17 protein-coding genes and 1 pseudogene are annotated in these 15,953 nt (G+C 66.0%); 13 read left to right on the top strand and 5 right to left on the bottom strand.

The annotated features are described in order from the left end of the window. Positions 1 to 75 precede the first annotated feature (75 nt). From Y705_RS0109925 to Y705_RS0109940, 4 genes are all read left to right on the top strand, one after another. On the top strand, positions 76 to 1,059 hold the full coding sequence (locus Y705_RS0109925; protein ID WP_026532736.1) for an aldo/keto reductase: 984 nt from the start codon (positions 76 to 78) through the stop codon (positions 1,057 to 1,059). Positions 1,060 to 1,182: 123 nt separating this feature from the next. After that, positions 1,183 to 1,440, top strand: a complete 258-nt coding sequence (locus tag Y705_RS0109930) for a hypothetical protein (RefSeq protein WP_026532737.1) — start codon at positions 1,183 to 1,185, stop codon at positions 1,438 to 1,440. 12 nt (positions 1,441 to 1,452) lie between these two features. Next, positions 1,453 to 2,370 carry an FHA domain-containing protein gene (locus Y705_RS0109935; protein ID WP_026532738.1) on the top strand — a complete coding sequence of 306 codons (918 nt, stop codon included), beginning with the start codon at positions 1,453 to 1,455 and terminating at the stop codon, positions 2,368 to 2,370. 20 nt (positions 2,371 to 2,390) lie between these two features. After that, positions 2,391 to 2,909 (top strand): 2'-5' RNA ligase family protein, encoded by a 519-nt coding sequence (locus Y705_RS0109940; protein WP_049822571.1) that lies wholly within the window; start codon positions 2,391 to 2,393, stop codon positions 2,907 to 2,909. Positions 2,910 to 2,933: 24 nt separating this feature from the next. Here Y705_RS0109940 and purB read toward each other — a convergent pair whose 3' ends face one another. Then, entirely contained in the window at positions 2,934 to 4,364 is a 1,431-nt protein-coding gene (gene purB, locus Y705_RS0109945) for an adenylosuccinate lyase (protein ID WP_026532740.1), read from the bottom strand. A gap of 140 nt (positions 4,365 to 4,504) precedes the next feature. On the opposite strand from purB, the gene Y705_RS0109950 reads away from it, so the two are divergent. Together Y705_RS0109950 and Y705_RS0109955 are read left to right on the top strand one after the other, a co-directional pair. Beyond that, the gene (locus Y705_RS0109950) at positions 4,505 to 4,828 is read left to right on the top strand and encodes a hypothetical protein (protein ID WP_026532741.1); all 324 of its coding nucleotides are present in this window, start codon (positions 4,505 to 4,507) and stop codon (positions 4,826 to 4,828) included. 74 nt (positions 4,829 to 4,902) lie between these two features. Beyond that, a complete protein-coding gene (locus Y705_RS0109955; protein ID WP_216698778.1) occupies positions 4,903 to 6,123 on the top strand; it encodes a hypothetical protein in 1,221 nt (406 codons plus the stop codon). Here Y705_RS0109955 and Y705_RS0109960 read toward each other — a convergent pair. Continuing rightward, the gene (locus Y705_RS0109960; RefSeq protein ID WP_026532743.1) at positions 6,120 to 6,560 is read right to left on the bottom strand and encodes a phage holin family protein; all 441 of its coding nucleotides are present in this window, start codon (positions 6,558 to 6,560) and stop codon (positions 6,120 to 6,122) included. The two genes, Y705_RS0109955 and Y705_RS0109960, sit on opposite strands and share 4 nt — an antisense overlap. A 52-nt stretch (positions 6,561 to 6,612) precedes the next feature. Between Y705_RS0109960 and Y705_RS0109965 the strand changes: the two genes are divergently transcribed. The 4 genes from Y705_RS0109965 (at position 6,613) to Y705_RS0109980 (ending at position 11,483) form a co-directional block, all read left to right on the top strand. Continuing rightward, on the top strand, positions 6,613 to 7,752 hold the full coding sequence (locus Y705_RS0109965; protein ID WP_026532744.1) for a histidinol-phosphate transaminase: 1,140 nt from the start codon (positions 6,613 to 6,615) through the stop codon (positions 7,750 to 7,752). Between the two features lie 142 nt (positions 7,753 to 7,894). Then, complete coding sequence (pdhA, locus tag Y705_RS0109970; protein WP_026532745.1) at positions 7,895 to 9,076, top strand: pyruvate dehydrogenase (acetyl-transferring) E1 component subunit alpha; 1,182 nt, start codon at positions 7,895 to 7,897, stop codon at positions 9,074 to 9,076. Next, positions 9,076 to 10,050 (top strand): alpha-ketoacid dehydrogenase subunit beta, encoded by a 975-nt coding sequence (locus Y705_RS0109975; protein WP_026532746.1) that lies wholly within the window; start codon positions 9,076 to 9,078, stop codon positions 10,048 to 10,050. Before pdhA ends, Y705_RS0109975 begins: the two co-directional genes overlap by 1 nt. An 8-nt stretch (positions 10,051 to 10,058) precedes the next feature. Continuing rightward, positions 10,059 to 11,483 carry a dihydrolipoamide acetyltransferase family protein gene (locus Y705_RS0109980; RefSeq protein WP_026532747.1) on the top strand — a complete coding sequence of 475 codons (1,425 nt, stop codon included), beginning with the start codon at positions 10,059 to 10,061 and terminating at the stop codon, positions 11,481 to 11,483. Between the two features lie 124 nt (positions 11,484 to 11,607). Here the strand turns inward: Y705_RS0109980 and Y705_RS0109985 are convergent, their stop codons facing one another. Continuing rightward, entirely contained in the window at positions 11,608 to 12,900 is a 1,293-nt protein-coding gene (locus tag Y705_RS0109985) for an aminotransferase-like domain-containing protein (protein ID WP_026532748.1), read from the bottom strand. Between the two features lie 61 nt (positions 12,901 to 12,961). Next, positions 12,962 to 14,020: a helix-turn-helix domain-containing protein gene (locus tag Y705_RS0109990; protein ID WP_253908572.1), complete on the bottom strand. Its 1,059-nt coding sequence runs from the start codon at positions 14,018 to 14,020 to the stop codon at positions 12,962 to 12,964. A 249-nt stretch (positions 14,021 to 14,269) separates the two neighbouring features. Between Y705_RS0109990 and Y705_RS21855 the strand changes: the two genes are divergently transcribed. The 3 genes from Y705_RS21855 to Y705_RS21860 all read left to right on the top strand — a co-directional run bounded on the left by Y705_RS21855 (position 14,270) and on the right by Y705_RS21860 (position 15,679). Next, complete coding sequence (locus Y705_RS21855; protein WP_155850016.1) at positions 14,270 to 14,410, top strand: hypothetical protein; 141 nt, start codon at positions 14,270 to 14,272, stop codon at positions 14,408 to 14,410. A 90-nt stretch (positions 14,411 to 14,500) separates the two neighbouring features. Next, complete coding sequence (locus Y705_RS0110000) at positions 14,501 to 15,469, top strand: lantibiotic dehydratase C-terminal domain-containing protein (RefSeq protein WP_026532751.1); 969 nt, start codon at positions 14,501 to 14,503, stop codon at positions 15,467 to 15,469. Positions 15,470 to 15,508: 39 nt separating this feature from the next. After that, positions 15,509 to 15,679 carry a hypothetical protein gene (locus Y705_RS21860; RefSeq protein WP_155850017.1) on the top strand — a complete coding sequence of 57 codons (171 nt, stop codon included), beginning with the start codon at positions 15,509 to 15,511 and terminating at the stop codon, positions 15,677 to 15,679. A gap of 25 nt (positions 15,680 to 15,704) precedes the next feature. Here Y705_RS21860 and Y705_RS18970 read toward each other — a convergent pair. Continuing rightward, positions 15,705 to 15,953, bottom strand: a pseudogene (locus tag Y705_RS18970) (FMN reductase); the annotation flags it as partial.

Genomic DNA, 15,953 nt, shown 5'->3' on the forward strand with positions numbered 1-15,953 from the left:
GGCTGCTATTTTCGCGGCGAAGCCGCCATAGGTGCTTAATCAGCGGGGGAGGGGGTGTCCGCCTATAGTCGAAAGATGGAACAACGACACCTGGGCAAGACCGGCCGATCCGTCTCCGTCATCGGACTCGGCACCTGGCAATTGGGCGCCGATTGGGGCGAGGTGGAGGACAAGGACGCGCTCGCGGTGCTGGAGGCAGCCGCCGACGCCGGCGTCACCTTCTTCGACACGGCCGACGTCTACGGCGACGGCCGTAGCGAGACAACCATCGGATCCTTCCTCAAGGCCAATCCCGGGCACGACGTCATGGTGGCCACGAAGATGGGCCGACGAGTGGACCAGGTGCCGGAAAATTACAGCCTGTCCAGCTTCCGGCAGTGGGCCGACCGCTCCCGCACCAACCTCGGCGTCGACACGCTCGACCTCGTCCAGCTGCACTGCCCGCCCACCCCCGTCTACAGCACCGATGAGGTCTACGACGCGCTCGATACCCTCGTCAGCGAGGGTGTGGTGAAGAACTACGGCGTGAGCGTCGAGCGGACCGACGAAGCCCTCGCGGCCATCGCACGTGGCAACACGGCAAGCGTTCAGATCATCCTCAACGCGTTCCGCCTCAAGCCGCTCGACGAGGTCCTGCCGGCGGCGAAGGCGGCCGGCGTCGGCATCATCGCCCGCGTGCCGCTGGCGTCCGGTCTCCTCTCCGGCAAGTACACGAAGGACACGGTCTTCGCCGAGAACGACCACCGGAACTTCAACCGGGACGGCGCGGCCTTCGACGTCGGAGAAACCTTCGCCGGCGTCCACTTCGAGACCGGCCTGGCCGCGGCGCAGGAGTTTTCCGCCCTCGTGCCCGACGGCGTGACCACCGCCCAGGCTGCGCTCGCGTGGATCGCGGCGCAGGACGGCGTCAGCACCGTCATCCCGGGCGCCCGCAACACCGAACAGGCCCGGGCGAACGCGGCAGCCGCGGAACACCTTGAGCTCGGCACAGAGCTGGATACCGCCGTCGCCGGCATCTACGACCGCCACTTCCGGGGTGCCGTCCACACGAAGTGGTAAGCGGCCGGGTCTACGGGATCAGGGTGTTTTTCGCGCATGGGCTCGGCTATCGTTGCTCCTACCCACGTCAGGCGGCGTTAGAGGACGTCTGTCATCGTTCGATCACCCGATAAAGGAATCAACATGACTGAGAACACCTCCAACTCCGCTGCCCCGGGCCAGGACCACACCATCCGGGACTGGGCCGATCTCGCCGAGGAGATGTGGTCCTACCTCACGGGTAAGGGCGCCGCGATCGACTACAACTTCGTGGACATGACGGTCGAGGTGCCGCGCGACATCGGCCCCGACGCCCCGCGGGCCACCTGGAAGTTCAACGGGACGCTGCGCATCACCACGAGCGACAACGACGCCCGCGGTTCCGACACCCTCCGAAGCTGACGCTGCGTCGACATGGAATCCCCCATCCACCTTGAGATAGACCTCGCGTTCTCACTGGTCGAGCCTCCCGACGGCAAGGACCCGGCAGAGCAGCTGCGTGGAACAGTCACGGCGGCCGGAACAACGGTCGACATCTTTGTCGACCGTCCGGGTGCATTCAGCGGCGACAGTGTTCCAAGCCTGGCGGCCGTCCGTTCCCTGGCGAAAGCACTGGCCGGTCAGGGGCTCGCGGTGTCCGTTTCCGGGCCCAAGGGGCACCTCGTGAGCCTTGGCGCCGTGAGAAGTACCCTGGCGCAGCGGTTCCTGACCCGCTCGCCCTACATCCGGCTCGGGTCGCCGTCGACGCTCGCGCCCCTGCTCCACCTCGGCCGTCGTGCGCTGGAGAGGGGCGAAGCGAAAGTGGGAATGCCGCCGTCGACGCCGTTTCCCCTGGTTCCCACGGTCAACCGCCGGATTCGACGCACCATCACCACCACCCACTACGCGCGGGGGAGCGGCCGGCCGCGGCTGATCTTCGTCCAGGACTCAGCGACGTGGGAAGGGCAGGTTCCGCGGGAGTTCGCGTTGCCGGACGACCGCGCCACCATCGGTAGCGCGGAGACGAGTTCGCTGCAACTGGAGGGGCTGCAGGACCTCCACGCGGAGGTGGTCCACACCGACGACGACGAATACGTGCTGGTCCCCCATGGCCCCGTCAGCGGAAGCGTGAATGCGACCGGCAACTCCGTTCTCCGAACGGGGGCGAGGGTGCAACTCGGCCCCTGGTGCCTCGCCTTCTTCCGTGAGGAATACGCGGATCACGGCAGGCCCTTCGGAGGCAGGAGCGGCGGAGAACTCGCCTACCAGCGTCCACAGCGGAATCCACGCACCGGGGTCACCGAGCAGGACGGTTCCGCCGGCATCGGGGACTTCCGGCGTCCGCCCCGCTGATACGAGGGAACCGGCCGAACGTGACTGACAGCGTTGAGTTGCTGCTCGATCCTTCCGGTGAGCACGCCGTGCTCGAGGACTGGCGGGCGCTCGAGGACCTGGACCTTCCCAACCAGTCCCGGCACGCCTCCTCGAGCAACAGCCCCCACCTCACCCTGCTGGCGGCGGCGAGGATCGATGCCGGGCACGACGCCGGCCTTGCCTCCGCTGTTCAGGGTTTACCGTATGCGCTGGCCACGGCCGGGCTGCTCGTCTTTCCGACGAAGCACAAGTATGTCCTCGCACGTCAGGTGGTCCCCTCCCCGGAAATGATTCGGCTTCACCAGCGCATCTGGTCGGTCCATGCCGCCGCTGACCCCGCGCCCAATACCGCTCCCGGACGATGGACGCCTCATATCACCCTTGCCCGGGGGTTGAGCGCCGAACAGCTGGGCCAGGCTGTCGCCGCCGTCGCCCGTCGCGAACTGCCGCCCCTGAGCGCCGTGGCCGCGCGCCGCTGGGACGGCGGAGCGAAAGTGGTGGTGCCGCTGGCTCCGTGACCGAGCGCCGGACGTTGCCGGAACCTAGCCCAGATGATCCACGAGCTGTTCGGCGATGCCAGTGTAGCTCGACGGCGTCAGGTCCAGGAGGCGCTGCTCCGCCTCGCTGCTGAGTCCCAGCCCGCTGACGAAGTCGCGCATGCGGGCCGCATCGACCCGCTGTCCCCGGGTGAGCTCCTTGAGCCGCTCGTACGGGTCGGCCAGACCCGGGACACCGGCGATGGCCTCGGCACGCATGACCATCTGGACAGCTTCGCCCAGCACCTCCCAGTTGGCGTCGAGATCGGCAGCGAGTGCGTCCGGGGCGACATCAAGGCGTCCCAGGCCCTTCACCACGTTGGAGATCGCGAGCAGCGAATGTCCGAACGCCACGCCGATGTTGCGCTGGCTCGAGGAGTCGGTCAGGTCCCGCTGCCACCGTGAGGTGACGAGCGTCGAACCCAGCACATCCAGCAGCGACGACGACATCTCGAGGTTCGCCTCGGCGTTCTCGAACCGGATGGGGTTCACCTTGTGCGGCATGGTGGAGGAACCCGTGGCCCCGGCTACGGGAACCTGGACGAAGTACCCGATGGAGATGTAGCTCCACACATCGGTGCAGAAGTTATGGAGGATGCGGTTGAACCGCGCGAGGTCTGCGTACAGCTCGGCCTGCCAGTCGTGGGACTCGATCTGCGTGGTGAGCGGGTTCCAGGTGAGCCCCAGCCCTTCGACGAAGGAGCGTGCAACCTGTTGCCAGTCCGCCGCAGGTACCGAGGCATAGTGTGCGGCGTAGGTTCCGGTGGCTCCGTTGATCTTGCCCAGGTAGTCCGTCTGCTCGATCCGCGTCAGCTGACGTGACAAACGATGCGCTACCACCGCCATCTCCTTGCCCAGCGTTGTGGGAGTTGCCGGCTGGCCGTGCGTCCTCGAAAGCATCGCCGTGGCGCTCGAACTCCGCGCAAGCTCTCCGATGCGCGCCACGAGGTCCTTCGCCGCCGGCAGCCAGACGCGTTCCACCGCACCCTTGACGCCAAGGGCGTAGGAGAGATTGTTGATGTCCTCGGAAGTGCAGCCGAAGTGCACGAGCGGCTTGAGGTGCTCGATCCCGATGCCGGCGAGCCGCCGACCGATGAAATACTCGACGGCCTTGACGTCGTGCACTGTCACCTTTTCGATCTCGCCGAGTTCGATGACGGACGCCGTGTCGAAGGAAAGCACGATGTCCCTGAGCAATTCCTCCTGCGCCGGCTCGAGCGGTCCCGCTCCCGGCAGCACGGCGTGACGAGTGAGGTGGATCAGCCATTCGACCTCCACATGGACCCGATCCCGGTTCAGGGCCGCCTCGGACAGATAGTCGACGAGGGGCGCGATCGCCTCCCGATACCGGCCGTCGAGGGGACCCAGTGAGAGCGAGGGTGCCTCCCCCGGAAATGTGGAAGCGAGTTCTACCCGGAGGAGTGCGGAATTAGCCATGCCCGCAATTCTTTCATGCCGCCCTGCGCGGCGCTGTCCACATAGCCCGGTCCCCTGACGGTGACCCCGCGTCCCTGCGAATAGCGTGATAGCCCGGGCTGTTCATGAATTTCGCACAAGTTCGCACAAGGGAGGCTGGTGTGGCTGTGACAGAGGGGTACTACGACGACGGCACCACCTCCGAGGCGTGGGCGGCCGGAAGTCCTACCGCGGATTACGCCGGAAGCAGGCTGCGCCGGCAGGCTGCACAGTTCGAGGGAATTCGGCAGCAGGCGCTTTCTCTCTGCCGGCTGAGATGGGAATCGCCCGCCGGGAGCCGGTTCGTCGCTTATCTCGAGGACCGCACAGCGGACATCGCTGCGTCCGTCAATCTCCTTTCCACTGCCGCGCAACTCGCCGAAGCACATGCAGACGCACTGCGCCGGGCGGAAGCCGAAGCCATAGGAGCCGGGATGGGACAGTGAGCCGGGACGAGCAACGCGACTTCACGTTGCGTCCCCACTCCGCCGTTGAACCGTACCTAGCAACACGCGGCGGAGTGGGAGGCATCAGCTTCCAGTGGGAGGAGCTTGAGCAGGCATCGGCCCGGCTTGAGAGTCTCGCAGAGGAATCGCGGCAGGTGGCCGCGGCCCTCCTCTACGTGGAACTGGACCTGGGCCAGGACATACCGGGCGCGCTGGCCTGGCAGGGCGGAGCAGGCGCCGGGTTGATCGAGTCCCGAAGGGCCGCCTGCGGCGCCGTCCGGGATGCCGCGCGTGCCGTGCTGCTGAATGAAGACAGCCTTTCGGAGACGGCCCGCCGCATCACTGCCAGCCGTTTGGCCTACCTTGCGGCCGACTCCGTGACGCAGAGCGTGATCACCGGGGCTGCACGGCGAACTGAGGAGGCTGCGCGGGTGGTGGGGGCAGGTGCCATCGCCTCGGGGATCCTGACGCCGGGCCCTGTACGGATCGCGCCTCTGCAGGTCACCGGAACGCCCGTGCCGTTCTCAGGCACCGTGGAATCCCTCGTCAGCAGGATCAAGGCGGTGGAGGAACGTGGGCCAGGAACGTTCGAGGTGCTCCGGACGGCAGGGCTCGACGGTCCGGTATACCTCGTGGTGCTGCCGGGTACCCAGGGCACCGCGCTGGACGCGGGCAATCCTTTTGACACGGCCGGAAACGCCGAGGCCGTGGTGCAGGACAGCCGCCATGTGGTGCCCGCCGTGGCGCAGGCGCTGGAGGAATCCGGCGCGCGGCCCGGCGACCGGCTGATGGTCGCGGGCTACAGCCAGGGTGGGCTCCACGCGATGAACCTGGCGGCGGACTCCGGGCTGGCGGCGAAGTACGACGTCGAACTCGTCGTCACCGTCGGCTCACCGACCGGTTGGGAGCGCTCCGCGCAGACCGAGTACCTGCATCTTGAACATGCCGAGGACGCAGTGCCGCGCGTCGACACCGCCCCCAATCCTGACGAGCACCATCGGGTGACGGTGAGCCTTGACAATCCCGTGCCGGAGCTGTTGCAGGGGGCTGACGGCTTGGAAGGCAAGGGCCTCGGGCCCGCGCACAAGCTCGCCAACTACGCCGAGGGAGCGCGGCTCGTGGACGGAAGCGCGCTGCCCTCCCTCGTTCCCGCGGCTTCACTCCTTGCCACAACCAGTGCCTCAGGAGTGGCATCGAGCCACATGTACACCGCGGTGCGCGTGCCGGGAACCACCGACGGCAAGGTGTCCCAGGCGCAGCAGGGGAACCGGAAGGCCCGGCGTCGGGCGGGTTAGTCTCCCGACCGCGTAACGGCCGAGAGGGCGAGGGACACCACGCTCACGATCAGTGAACCGAGGATCGCGGTCCAGAAGAACGAGTCGACCGACAACCGGACAGGAGTGAACGAGGTGAACCAGGACGTGAGCAGGAGCATCCCCGCGTTGATGACGATCGTGAAAAGACCGAGGGTGAGGATCGTGAGCGGCAGGGACAGCAGTTTCACGATCGGCCGGATCAGCGCATTGACCAGGCTGAAGACCAGACCCACGAAACCGAAGGCAAGGACCACGCTGAGCGAGCGCGCCACGGAGGGTTCGACGGCGCTGCCGGCAAGTTCAGCGACACTACGCCCCAGGGCCGGGTCGGGGAGGACGTCCATGCCAGGGAGGAGGGCGACGGCCGCCCACAGGGCCACGGCGTTGCATACGATGCGCAGGATCCACTTCAACATGCCGCCATGCTGCCACGCCAGGCTGGAAGAACCCCGGCGCTAGGCTAGGTTCATGACGTCAATCGAGAACGAGGCAGGCTTCGCCGGAACAGCGGCCCCCGGACTCCAGCCCCGCAGGGCCCTGGGGAAACTACCACGGTACGCAGCAGGCAAGCCTCCCGTGGTGGTCGAGGGTATGCAGAGCTTCAAGCTGTCATCCAACGAGAACGCCTTGCCGCCCCTTCCTGCCGTGCTCGAGGCGATCCGTGCCCAGACAGCGGTGAACCGATACCCCGATCCGATGACCACCACGCTGCGGACCGAACTCTCCGCGTTTCTTGGTGTTCCCGCGGCAGATATCGTCACCGGGGCGGGAAGTCTGGGCGCACTGAACCAGATCCTCGCTGCCTTCGCCGGCCAGAACGACTTCGAGGCACCGGACGAGGTGATCTACGCCTGGCGTTCCTTCGAGGCGTACCCCATCTGCGTGGGGCTGGCCGGCGCAACCGGCATTCAGATCCCGGTCCAGGCGGACGGGACCCACGACCTCAAGGCGATGGCCGCCGCCGTGACCGAGCGAACCCGGGTGATCCTGCTGTGCACACCGAACAACCCGACGGGTCCGGGGCTTTCGAGGAATGAGGTGGAGGGGTTCCTGCAAGCGGTCCCCTCCTCGGTGGTGGTGGTCATCGACGAGGCGTACCAGGAGTTCGTGCGGCACCCCGACGCCGTCGACGGCATCGAGATGTACCGGGAACACGAGAATGTCATTGTGCTGCGTACCTTTTCGAAGGCCCACGGACTGGCCGGCCTCCGGGTGGGCTATTCGGTGGCACAACCCCTGCTCACGGATTCCCTGCGCGTCAGCGCGGTTCCGTTCGCCGTTTCCCAGGTGGGCGAACATGCGGCGGTCGCCTCCCTCCAGCACTACGGCGAAGTGGCCGAGCGGGTCCAGGGCATCGTCGATGAGCGAACCCGAGTAATCGACGGCCTACGCGCGCTGGGTTGGCGAATCCCCGAGGCCGAGGGGAACTTCGTGTGGTTGGCGCTGAAGGACTACTCGCAGGACTTCGCGGATCTCGCCGGTCAGCAGGGATTGTCGGTGCGCGCTTTCGGCACGGAGGGGATTCGGGTGAGCATCGGGGAACCCGAGGCCAATACCCGGTTCCTCGAACTGTGCGCAGGCTACCCGCATTCCCCGGGGTCCTGTTGAGGCGTCTTAAATAGGTCTCACTCCCGCCACTGGCTAGGCTGAAGCTGTAGGCCTGCGAAGATATGTGTTCCGGTGCATGACCCGGGCAAAGTATTCCATCGGCTGCATAGTTTCTCTTGAATGAAGTCCTGGAAGGAGTGCCATGAGCGGCAGCCGCCTGCCCGCAGCCGAGTTCGAGTCGGAGGAAATGGTGCGCGCCCTGCATGAATCGGACCCCGCCCGTGAGCCCGACATGGTGCAGTTCCTCGATGCGGACGGCGTGCTCGCCCATGACGCCGCATACCGCGGTTTCCCGGGGACCACCGATGCGGATCAGCTGAAAGCCCTGTATCGGGATATGTACCTGATCCGCCGGTTCGACCAGGAAGCGACGGCCCTCCAGCGGCAGGGAGAGCTTGCCCTGTGGGTTCCACTCACGGGCCAGGAAGCCGCGCAGATCGGCTCGGGACGGGCGCTCGAGCCCCAGGACTACGCCTTTCCCACCTACCGGGAGCACGGGGTGGCGCTGACCCGCGGCGTCGGGCTCTCGGACATCCTTCGTCTCTTCCGCGGCGTCACCAACGGCGGGTGGGACCCTCGGGAGCGGAACTTCCACCTGTACACCCTCGTGCTCGCGGCGCAGGCCCTCCACGCCGTGGGGTATGCCATGGGCATCCAGCGGGACCAGCTCGCCGATCCTGCCCTGCCCCGGGCGGTGTCGGTCGCCTATTTCGGTGACGGCGCCAGCTCCGAAGGAGACATCCACGAGGCAATGGTTTTCGCGGCGTCCTTCAACGCGCCAGTGGTGTTCTTCTGCCAGAACAACCAGTGGGCCATCTCGGTGCCGTCCACGGTTCAGACCCGCGTTCCCCTTGCCAGAAGGGCCGAGGGCTATGGTTTCCCCGGCGTCCGCGTTGATGGCAACGACGTCGTCGCGGTGGAAGCCGTCACACAGTGGGCGCTGGAGCATGCGCGATCGGGCAAGGGGCCCGTCCTGATCGAAGCCTTCACCTACCGGATGAGTGCACACACCACGGCCGACGACCCGACGAAGTACCGCCTGGCGGGCGACGACGCCGACTGGCATCCGAAGGATCCCCTGGCCCGTCTCGAGAGGCACCTACGCAGCAGCGGCAAGGCCGACGACGCATTCTTCGAGCAGTTGTCGGCCGAGTCGAAGGCTATGGCCGCCGACCTGCGCCGGGATGTACAGGCTATGGAAGCACCGGGCATGGAGGAGCGGTTCAACACCGTGTATGCCGAGCCTCATCCGCTGGTGCAGGAGGAACTGCAGGTCTGGCGCGACTACCAGGCCGGTTTCGCCGTGGACGAGGAGACCGGGTAATGGCCGTTCTGACCATCGCAAAGGCCATCAATGAGGGGTTGAGGGCTTCCTTGGCGAGCAATCCCAAGACCTTGCTCATCGGTGAAGACATCGGGGAACTCGGCGGCGTCTACCGGGTCACCGACGGGCTCAAGCGCGAGTTCGGCGAGAGCCGCGTCATCGATTCGCCGCTCGCGGAGTCGGGCATCATCGGCACGGCGATCGGAATGGCGCTGCGGGGGTACCGGCCGGTGTGCGAGATCCAGTTCGACGGGTTCGTGTTTCCCGGCTTCAACCAGATCACCACGCAGCTGGCGAAGCTCCACACCCGCAGTGACGGCATGCTCAGCGCCCCGGTGGTCATTCGCATCCCCTACGGCGGGGGAATCGGAAGCGTCGAGCACCATTCGGAATCGCCTGAGGCCCTGTTCGCCCACACCGCGGGCCTGCGGATCATCACGCCGTCCAACCCGCAGGACGCCTACTGGATGATCCAGCAGGCAATCGACTGCGTCGACCCGGTAATCGTGTTCGAACCGAAGCGGCGGTACTGGCTCAAGGGTGAAGTCGATACGACGGCGCCGTCCGGTGACCCGTTCACCGCGCACCTCCTGAGGCACGGCACCGACGCGACGATCGTCGCCTATGGACCGCTGGTCCCTGTCGCACTTGCGGCGGCCAAGGTTGCCGAGGAGGACGGCCGCAGTGTCGAAGTCATCGATCTGCGTTCCATCTCGCCGATCGATTTCGACACCATCACGGAATCGGTCAAGCGCACGGGTCGCCTGGTGATCGCCCATGAAGCGCCGACTTTCGCCGGCATCGGCGGAGAGATTGCGGCACGGATCTCCGAACGCGCGTTCCTCTCGCTCGAAGCGCCTGTGATCCGCGTCGGGGGGTTCCACATGCCCTACCCGATCGCGAAAGTGGAGGACCAGTACCTTCCTGACATCGACCGCATCCTCGAGGCCCTCGACCGGTCCCTCGCCTACTAAGGAATACGATGACATCCCACACCTTTCGCCTCCCCGACGTCGGAGAAGGCCTTCTGGAGGCCGAGATCGTGCAGTGGAAGGTGCAGCCGGGCAATACCGTCGCGGTGAACGACATCATCGTCGAGATCGAGACGGCGAAATCCCTCGTTGAACTGCCCTCGCCGTTCGCGGGGGTCGTGTCGGCGCTGCTGGTCGGCGAGGGTGAAACCGTCGAGGTCGGCACGCCGATCTTCGCGGTGGAGGACGCTTCGAACGAAAAGGCGGTGCCGGAGCCGGCACCGGAGCAGGCTTCCCGGGCGGAAGCGGAGGAAGTAACCCCGATACCGGCGCCTCGGATGCCGGGGGAGTTCTCCACGCCGCCGTCGGCGTCCGGTGGACCTGCCGGCGATAGGGAGAGCCCTACCGGGTCTGTGGACTCCGTTCCGGGGCCGTTGGTGGGCACCGGGCCGAAGGCCGACGCCGCGCGGCGCCGCCCGCGCAGAGCCGCGGCTCCCCCTGCGTCGCCCCAGGAAGCCCCAGCAGCTCCGCAGCGCAGCACGCTCCATCAGCTCATCGACCGGGCGCTGGCCAAGCCACCGGTCCGCAAGGCCGCCCGCGACCTCGGCATCAATCTCGCGGATGTTCCAGCAACCGGCACCTCGGGCGAGGTCACGAAGCAGGACCTCATCAGTTACCAGTCCCAGCGCGACGCCGAGCAGGATGGCGCCGACACCTTCTGGGACGGCAGGAAGAAGTTCGGCGCGGACAGGATCGAACGTGTTCCGGTCAAGGGCGTCCGGAAGGCCACCGCGAAGGCCATGGTCCACAGCGCCTTTTCCGCGCCGCACGTCAGCATCTTCGTCGACGTCGACGCATCGAGGACCATGGAGTTCGTGAAGCGGCTCAAGGCGTCGCGTGACTTCGAGGGGATCAAGGTGTCCCCGCTCCTCATCCTGGCGAAGGCAGTCATCTGGGCTGCAGCCCGGAATCCGTCGGTCAACGCCACGTGGACGGACGACGAGATCCTCGTGAAACACTTTCTGAACCTCGGCATCGCCGCCGCCACCCCACGCGGACTCATGGTGCCCAACATCAAGGACGCCCAGGACCTCTCGCTCAAGGAACTCGCCCTGGCGCTCAACGAACTCGCGACCACGGCCCGCGCCGGGCGGACCCAGCCCGCGCAGATGCAGGGCGGCACCCTGACCATCACCAACATCGGTGCCCTCGGCATCGATACCGGGACGCCGATCATCAATCCCGGCGAGGTGGCGATCGTGGCGTTCGGCACCATCAAGCAGAAGCCCTGGGTGCTCGACGGCGAGGTGATTCCGCGCTGGATCACCACCCTCGGCGGCTCATTCGATCACCGGGTGGTGGACGGGGACCTGAGCGCCCGCTTCATGGCCGACGTCGCGTCCATCCTCGAGGAACCGGCACTGCTCCTCGACTGAGCGACGCAGCGCGGCGTTCCTGCGATGGTTGCGCACGTGTGGTGGGTGTCGGCGTCGCGCACCCGCCGTTGCTGCGCGAATTCTCGAAGGCGGGTGCGCCTCGGTGAAGCGCCCCGCGTGCCGTTTACGCTTCGAGGTCGGCGATGGCCCGGCGCAGAATCGGTGCGAGGCGCGTCACACCCTTGACGATGTCTTCCGGCGATACGGCGCTGAAGGCGAGGCGCAGTTTGTTGGACGTCTCATCGGAGGGGCTGAATGCGGCTCCGGGGATGAAGACGACGCCGGCGTCGATCGCCTGGTACAGCAGGGGGTAGGTGTCGATGCCCTCGGGCAGGGTCACCCAGACGAAGAATCCGCCGTCGGGATTGGTCCAGTGCACGTTCTCGGGCAACTGCTCGGCGAGAGCACCGAGCATCGCGGCACAGCGCTCCTGGTAGAGGCCGCGCATGTTCTCGAGGTGGCCCAGCCAGTCGTAGTCCCGAAGGTATGCCGTCACGAGCATCTGGGTCAGGGGCGAAGGGCACAGCACCACTGCTTCGCAGGCCAGATAGAAACGCCGGTACAAATGCCGTGGAACCAGCGCCCACCCGAGGCGAACACCAGGCGCGAAGATCTTCGAGAACGACCCGAGGTAGATGACGTCGTCGGGATTGTCCGCCCGCATGGGAGCGAGGGGCCGGCCGTCGAACCGGAGCATGCCGTACGGGTTATCCTCGAGCACCAGGATGTTGTGCTCCCGGCACAGGTCGACGACGCGCTGACGGCGATCCGCGGCGAGCGTGATGCCGCTCGGGTTGTTGAAGCTGGGAATCGTGTAGAGCAGCTTGACCGACCGGCCTTGCTCCTTGAGCTCGAGGATGATGCGCTCGAGCTCATCAGGCATGAGGCCCTCGGAGTCCATCGGGATGGGAATGACGTCCACCTCGTAGGCCTCGAAGGTGTTCAGCGCACCCACATAGGTGGGATCCTCACACAGGATGACATCACCCGGATTGCAAAAAACTTTTGCTGCCACATCCTGCGCCGACTGCGAGCCGGTGGTGACCACGATGTCCGCCGGATCCGCCCCCCGGATGCCTTCGGCCGCCATGACATCGCAGATGAGGCTGCGCAGTTCGTCCATGCCCTGGCCGCCGCCGTACTGGAGGGCCTCCAGACCGTGCTCGGCAATGATTCTTTGCGCGGTGCGGCCGAGTTGCTCCATCGGAAGCGACTTGAGGTAGGGGCTGCCGCCTGCGAGGGACACCAGGCCGGGCCGGATGGAAATGTCGAAAACATCACGAACCGCCGACTGCTTGATATTCGCGGCGCGCGTGGAGAAAAGCGCGTCGTGGCGCGCTCCGTAATCGAGCGCCCGCTCAAGGGCGGCCTCGGTCTCGGCGGGCAGGAGGTCCTCGGTCGTGTTGTCGAAAGTCACACGCCGAGTCTAGCGGAGGTTGACCGATAGGCAACAGCTGTTGCCAAAAGAGTCCGGAGGGCTAGACCCAACCTGCGTCCCGTGCCTTGACCCCTGCCTGAAAGCGGCTTTCGGCAGAAAGGGTTTCAAGCATCCAGGCGATGTGGCGGCGGCAGGTCCGCACGCTGATATCAAGCCGTCGTGCGATCGATTCATCGGACAGGCCCGCAGCCAGGCCCTGCAGGATGCTGCGCTGCATGCTGGTGAGCGGGGAGCGGTTCGCCGTCGGGCTGAGGAAAGGTTCGCTCAGCTCCCAGGCGACCTCGAAGAGCTGGGTGAAGATGTTGATCAGGCTATGGTCGCGGATGACGAGCGCCGCTTTATCCTCACGTGTCGACTGCCGGCCTACCAGTGCGAGTTTTTCGTCGAAGATCAGGATGCGCAGGGGGATGAAGGGGAGGGCGCCGAATTCCCCGCCGCCCTGCTGGATCGCGGCAACCGCCTTCCGGGTAGGAACGTGGTCACGTGTGCTGACATCGTAGAGGGTTCTGCGCCGGACTCCCCGCTCAAGAAGGTCGAGGTCCTTGCGCACGCTTTCCTCATGCACGTCAGCGGTCGACCCCTGGCCGGGTTGGGCTATGTACACCTTGTCGGTGACGTCCCGCCCATAGTCGATGAGGACGCGGTGAATGAGGTGTGGATCCTCGAGTGTCTCGACCGAGGAGCTTGACACCATGTGCTTGCGGGCCTCGAGGAAGGTCGGGACAAGACTCGACAGTTCGCGCCGCTGGGCGCTGATCCGGGTCTTCAGGTTCTGTACGGCGCGCTCGTCCGCGTCGACAAGATCGGCAAGTGCCACATCGGGGGAGACCGCCACAAAAGCCTCGCCTCCGGAAGCCTGGGCGCTGATGAGCTTCCGCTCCGTCAGTTCCCGGAGTGCGAGGTCGACGTCGCGCATGGTCAGTCCGAGAGCTTCCGACGCCGCCAACCGGCTCCAGCCGGGGTTGCCGACAGCGTAGCGGTAGAGCTCCAAAGACATGGCGTCCATCCGGGGTTCTCCTGTTGGCGTCGAGCCGCTGACGAAGCTGCGCAGGACAGCGGGAACTGGCCGTAACAGTGCAGGGTAGCTGGGGTTGATCATTGTTTCCGGTTAAAAAACATGACATGTCCAGTTAATGACATAAACGGGAACTTGGCAATCGCAGGCTCGGATATGGCGCCCCGCCCCCGGAATCCCGCGGTTCTCGGCGGCTTCGCCTTCGCTCTCTTCCCTGGCCGCTCCGGGCCCGCGTCCGGTTCAGGCCATGTCCTGAACATGGCACCGTTCCCGCTGGACACTGCTGCACGGCTCCGGACATCCTTGGGACACCGGATCGTGAAAGGAAACGCCATGAACAAGCTCATCGGTGCAGCCGCGGGACTCCTCATTCTGGTTGGCACGGTAGGTTCTGGTGCCCCTGCCCTCCTTGCCGACAGCTCGGAGCGGTACTCCGGATCGGTCTCGGCGAGCAGTTGGGACTGGCCCAAGTAAGAACGAAGAGCTCCCGGCATGGAATGCCGGTGAGTCTTCCCCTCCAATCCCGCCCCAGCGGGGTAACCACTAACCCTGAAGAAGAGGGCCATGAGTCAGCTGACAGCAGTTCGAACCGCCTCACGAACCGTTGCAGGCACTCAATGGTGGCACCTCACGCTTCTCCCGGGTGGCTTCGATGTAGCGGACGGCATCGTTGGAGCGCTGGTTACCCCTCTGGTGGCGCAGGCCCGGGCGCTTGGAGCGAAACGCTGGTATTTCACGCGGACCGAAGATCCCACCACAGGGCGTACCGCACAGGTGCACCTGCATATCCAGGCCCACCCCCGGGTCCTTGAGCACCTCAGGGCCCTGCAGCGTTCACTTCAGGAACGAGCCACCATCGCTTTCCCGCAGCTCCTGGTCCACCAGCACTACTCAAGGTCCGTGGACGACGGATTCTTCCCGGGCCTGGGTCACCCTGACGCACACCTCGAAGCCAGTCTCCTCAAGTACGGAGGTGTCGAGGGCCTTGACCTTGCTGAGGAAGTATTCGAGCTGAGTTCCGAGCTCTCCCTGTGGGCCGGCCAGCGTTTCCCCAAGATGCAGAGCCGCTCGGCACTCGGTGCGCTGATCCTTTTCGACTCGGCGCACAGCATGATGCGCGGACCGCATTCTGCGAGCCGACCCGATCGCCGCAGGCTCACCTGGGACCTCTACTGGGATGCCCATCTCAGGACCTGCACCGCCGACGCCGGTCCGCGGGCGGCTGCCGTAGGCACTGCGATGACGCTGCAGGTGGCAGCGAAAACCACCGGCTTCCATGCGAGGATGGCCGCGACGGCGGCCGAGTCGGAGGTCCGGAACTGGCGACGCCGATGGTTCCGTTCGCTTGACAGCTACCTGTACAGGGCGAATAAGGCACATGTGGGCAGAAGTGCCCAGCACCTCACCGTGCATCACGCCCACATGACGGTCAACCGCCTGGGTTTCGTACCCCGCGAGGAAGCCGCCCTGGGTCTTTATGCGAGGGCATGGCAGCCGGAGCCCGCCAAAGCCGGATCCCGCAGCGGCGTGTAGTTCCGTACTCCTCGTCCGGCCGATGAAAGCAGAAGCATCATGAACATACGAACCGACTCCGGTCTCTCCGCAGCCCTTGATTGTTCAGTGGACGCGTTCGAGGATTTGCAGGATGGCGGCACTTCCGGTCCGCGGGATGAACCCCGGGATACCGGCACGGCACGTAGCTACCTCCGGGACGCCGCCTGGGCTGGGAGCCAGTGGCGCTGATCCCAGCGTCACTGGCCGGTCGGGCCTAAGCCGCAGTAGCCGCAGTCGCAGTCGCCGCAGCTGCAGTAGCACCAGCGAGTGCCGAGAGCACGCCGGTCACCATGCCCGCCACCTCGGCGTCGTCCTTGGGATGGATCTCCGCGAACCGCGTGATCGAGCCACCGATGGAGAGCTTCGTGTCATCGAGCACCGCTGCGCCGGCAACCGCGAGTGAACGCCGCGCGTCGTCATGGGCCCACACGCCGCCGTACTGGCCGAAGGCCGATCCGATCAC

Source organism: Arthrobacter sp. H41 (genome assembly GCF_000520535.1).
Classification (GTDB): domain Bacteria; phylum Actinomycetota; class Actinomycetes; order Actinomycetales; family Micrococcaceae; genus Arthrobacter_D.

What these genes read in the sequence shown, in the direction of transcription:
- Y705_RS21860 (WP_155850017.1), top strand. Translation starts at nt 15,509, where the DNA reads ATGAACATACGAACCGACTCCGGTCTCTCCGCAGCCCTTGATTGTTCA.
- Y705_RS0109975 (WP_026532746.1), top strand. Translation starts at nt 9,076, where the DNA reads ATGGCCGTTCTGACCATCGCAAAGGCCATCAATGAGGGGTTGAGGGCT.
- Y705_RS21855 (WP_155850016.1), top strand. Translation starts at nt 14,270, where the DNA reads ATGAACAAGCTCATCGGTGCAGCCGCGGGACTCCTCATTCTGGTTGGC.
- Y705_RS0109925 (WP_026532736.1), top strand. Translation starts at nt 76, where the DNA reads ATGGAACAACGACACCTGGGCAAGACCGGCCGATCCGTCTCCGTCATC.
- Y705_RS0109930 (WP_026532737.1), top strand. Translation starts at nt 1,183, where the DNA reads ATGACTGAGAACACCTCCAACTCCGCTGCCCCGGGCCAGGACCACACC.
- Y705_RS0110000 (WP_026532751.1), top strand. Translation starts at nt 14,501, where the DNA reads ATGAGTCAGCTGACAGCAGTTCGAACCGCCTCACGAACCGTTGCAGGC.
- Y705_RS0109990 (WP_253908572.1), bottom strand. Translation starts at nt 14,020, where the DNA reads ATGATCAACCCCAGCTACCCTGCACTGTTACGGCCAGTTCCCGCTGTC.
- Y705_RS0109935 (WP_026532738.1), top strand. Translation starts at nt 1,453, where the DNA reads ATGGAATCCCCCATCCACCTTGAGATAGACCTCGCGTTCTCACTGGTC.
- Y705_RS0109980 (WP_026532747.1), top strand. Translation starts at nt 10,059, where the DNA reads ATGACATCCCACACCTTTCGCCTCCCCGACGTCGGAGAAGGCCTTCTG.
- Y705_RS0109960 (WP_026532743.1), bottom strand. Translation starts at nt 6,560, where the DNA reads ATGTTGAAGTGGATCCTGCGCATCGTATGCAACGCCGTGGCCCTGTGG.
- Y705_RS0109965 (WP_026532744.1), top strand. Translation starts at nt 6,613, where the DNA reads ATGACGTCAATCGAGAACGAGGCAGGCTTCGCCGGAACAGCGGCCCCC.
- pdhA (WP_026532745.1), top strand. Translation starts at nt 7,895, where the DNA reads ATGAGCGGCAGCCGCCTGCCCGCAGCCGAGTTCGAGTCGGAGGAAATG.
- purB (WP_026532740.1), bottom strand. Translation starts at nt 4,364, where the DNA reads ATGGCTAATTCCGCACTCCTCCGGGTAGAACTCGCTTCCACATTTCCG.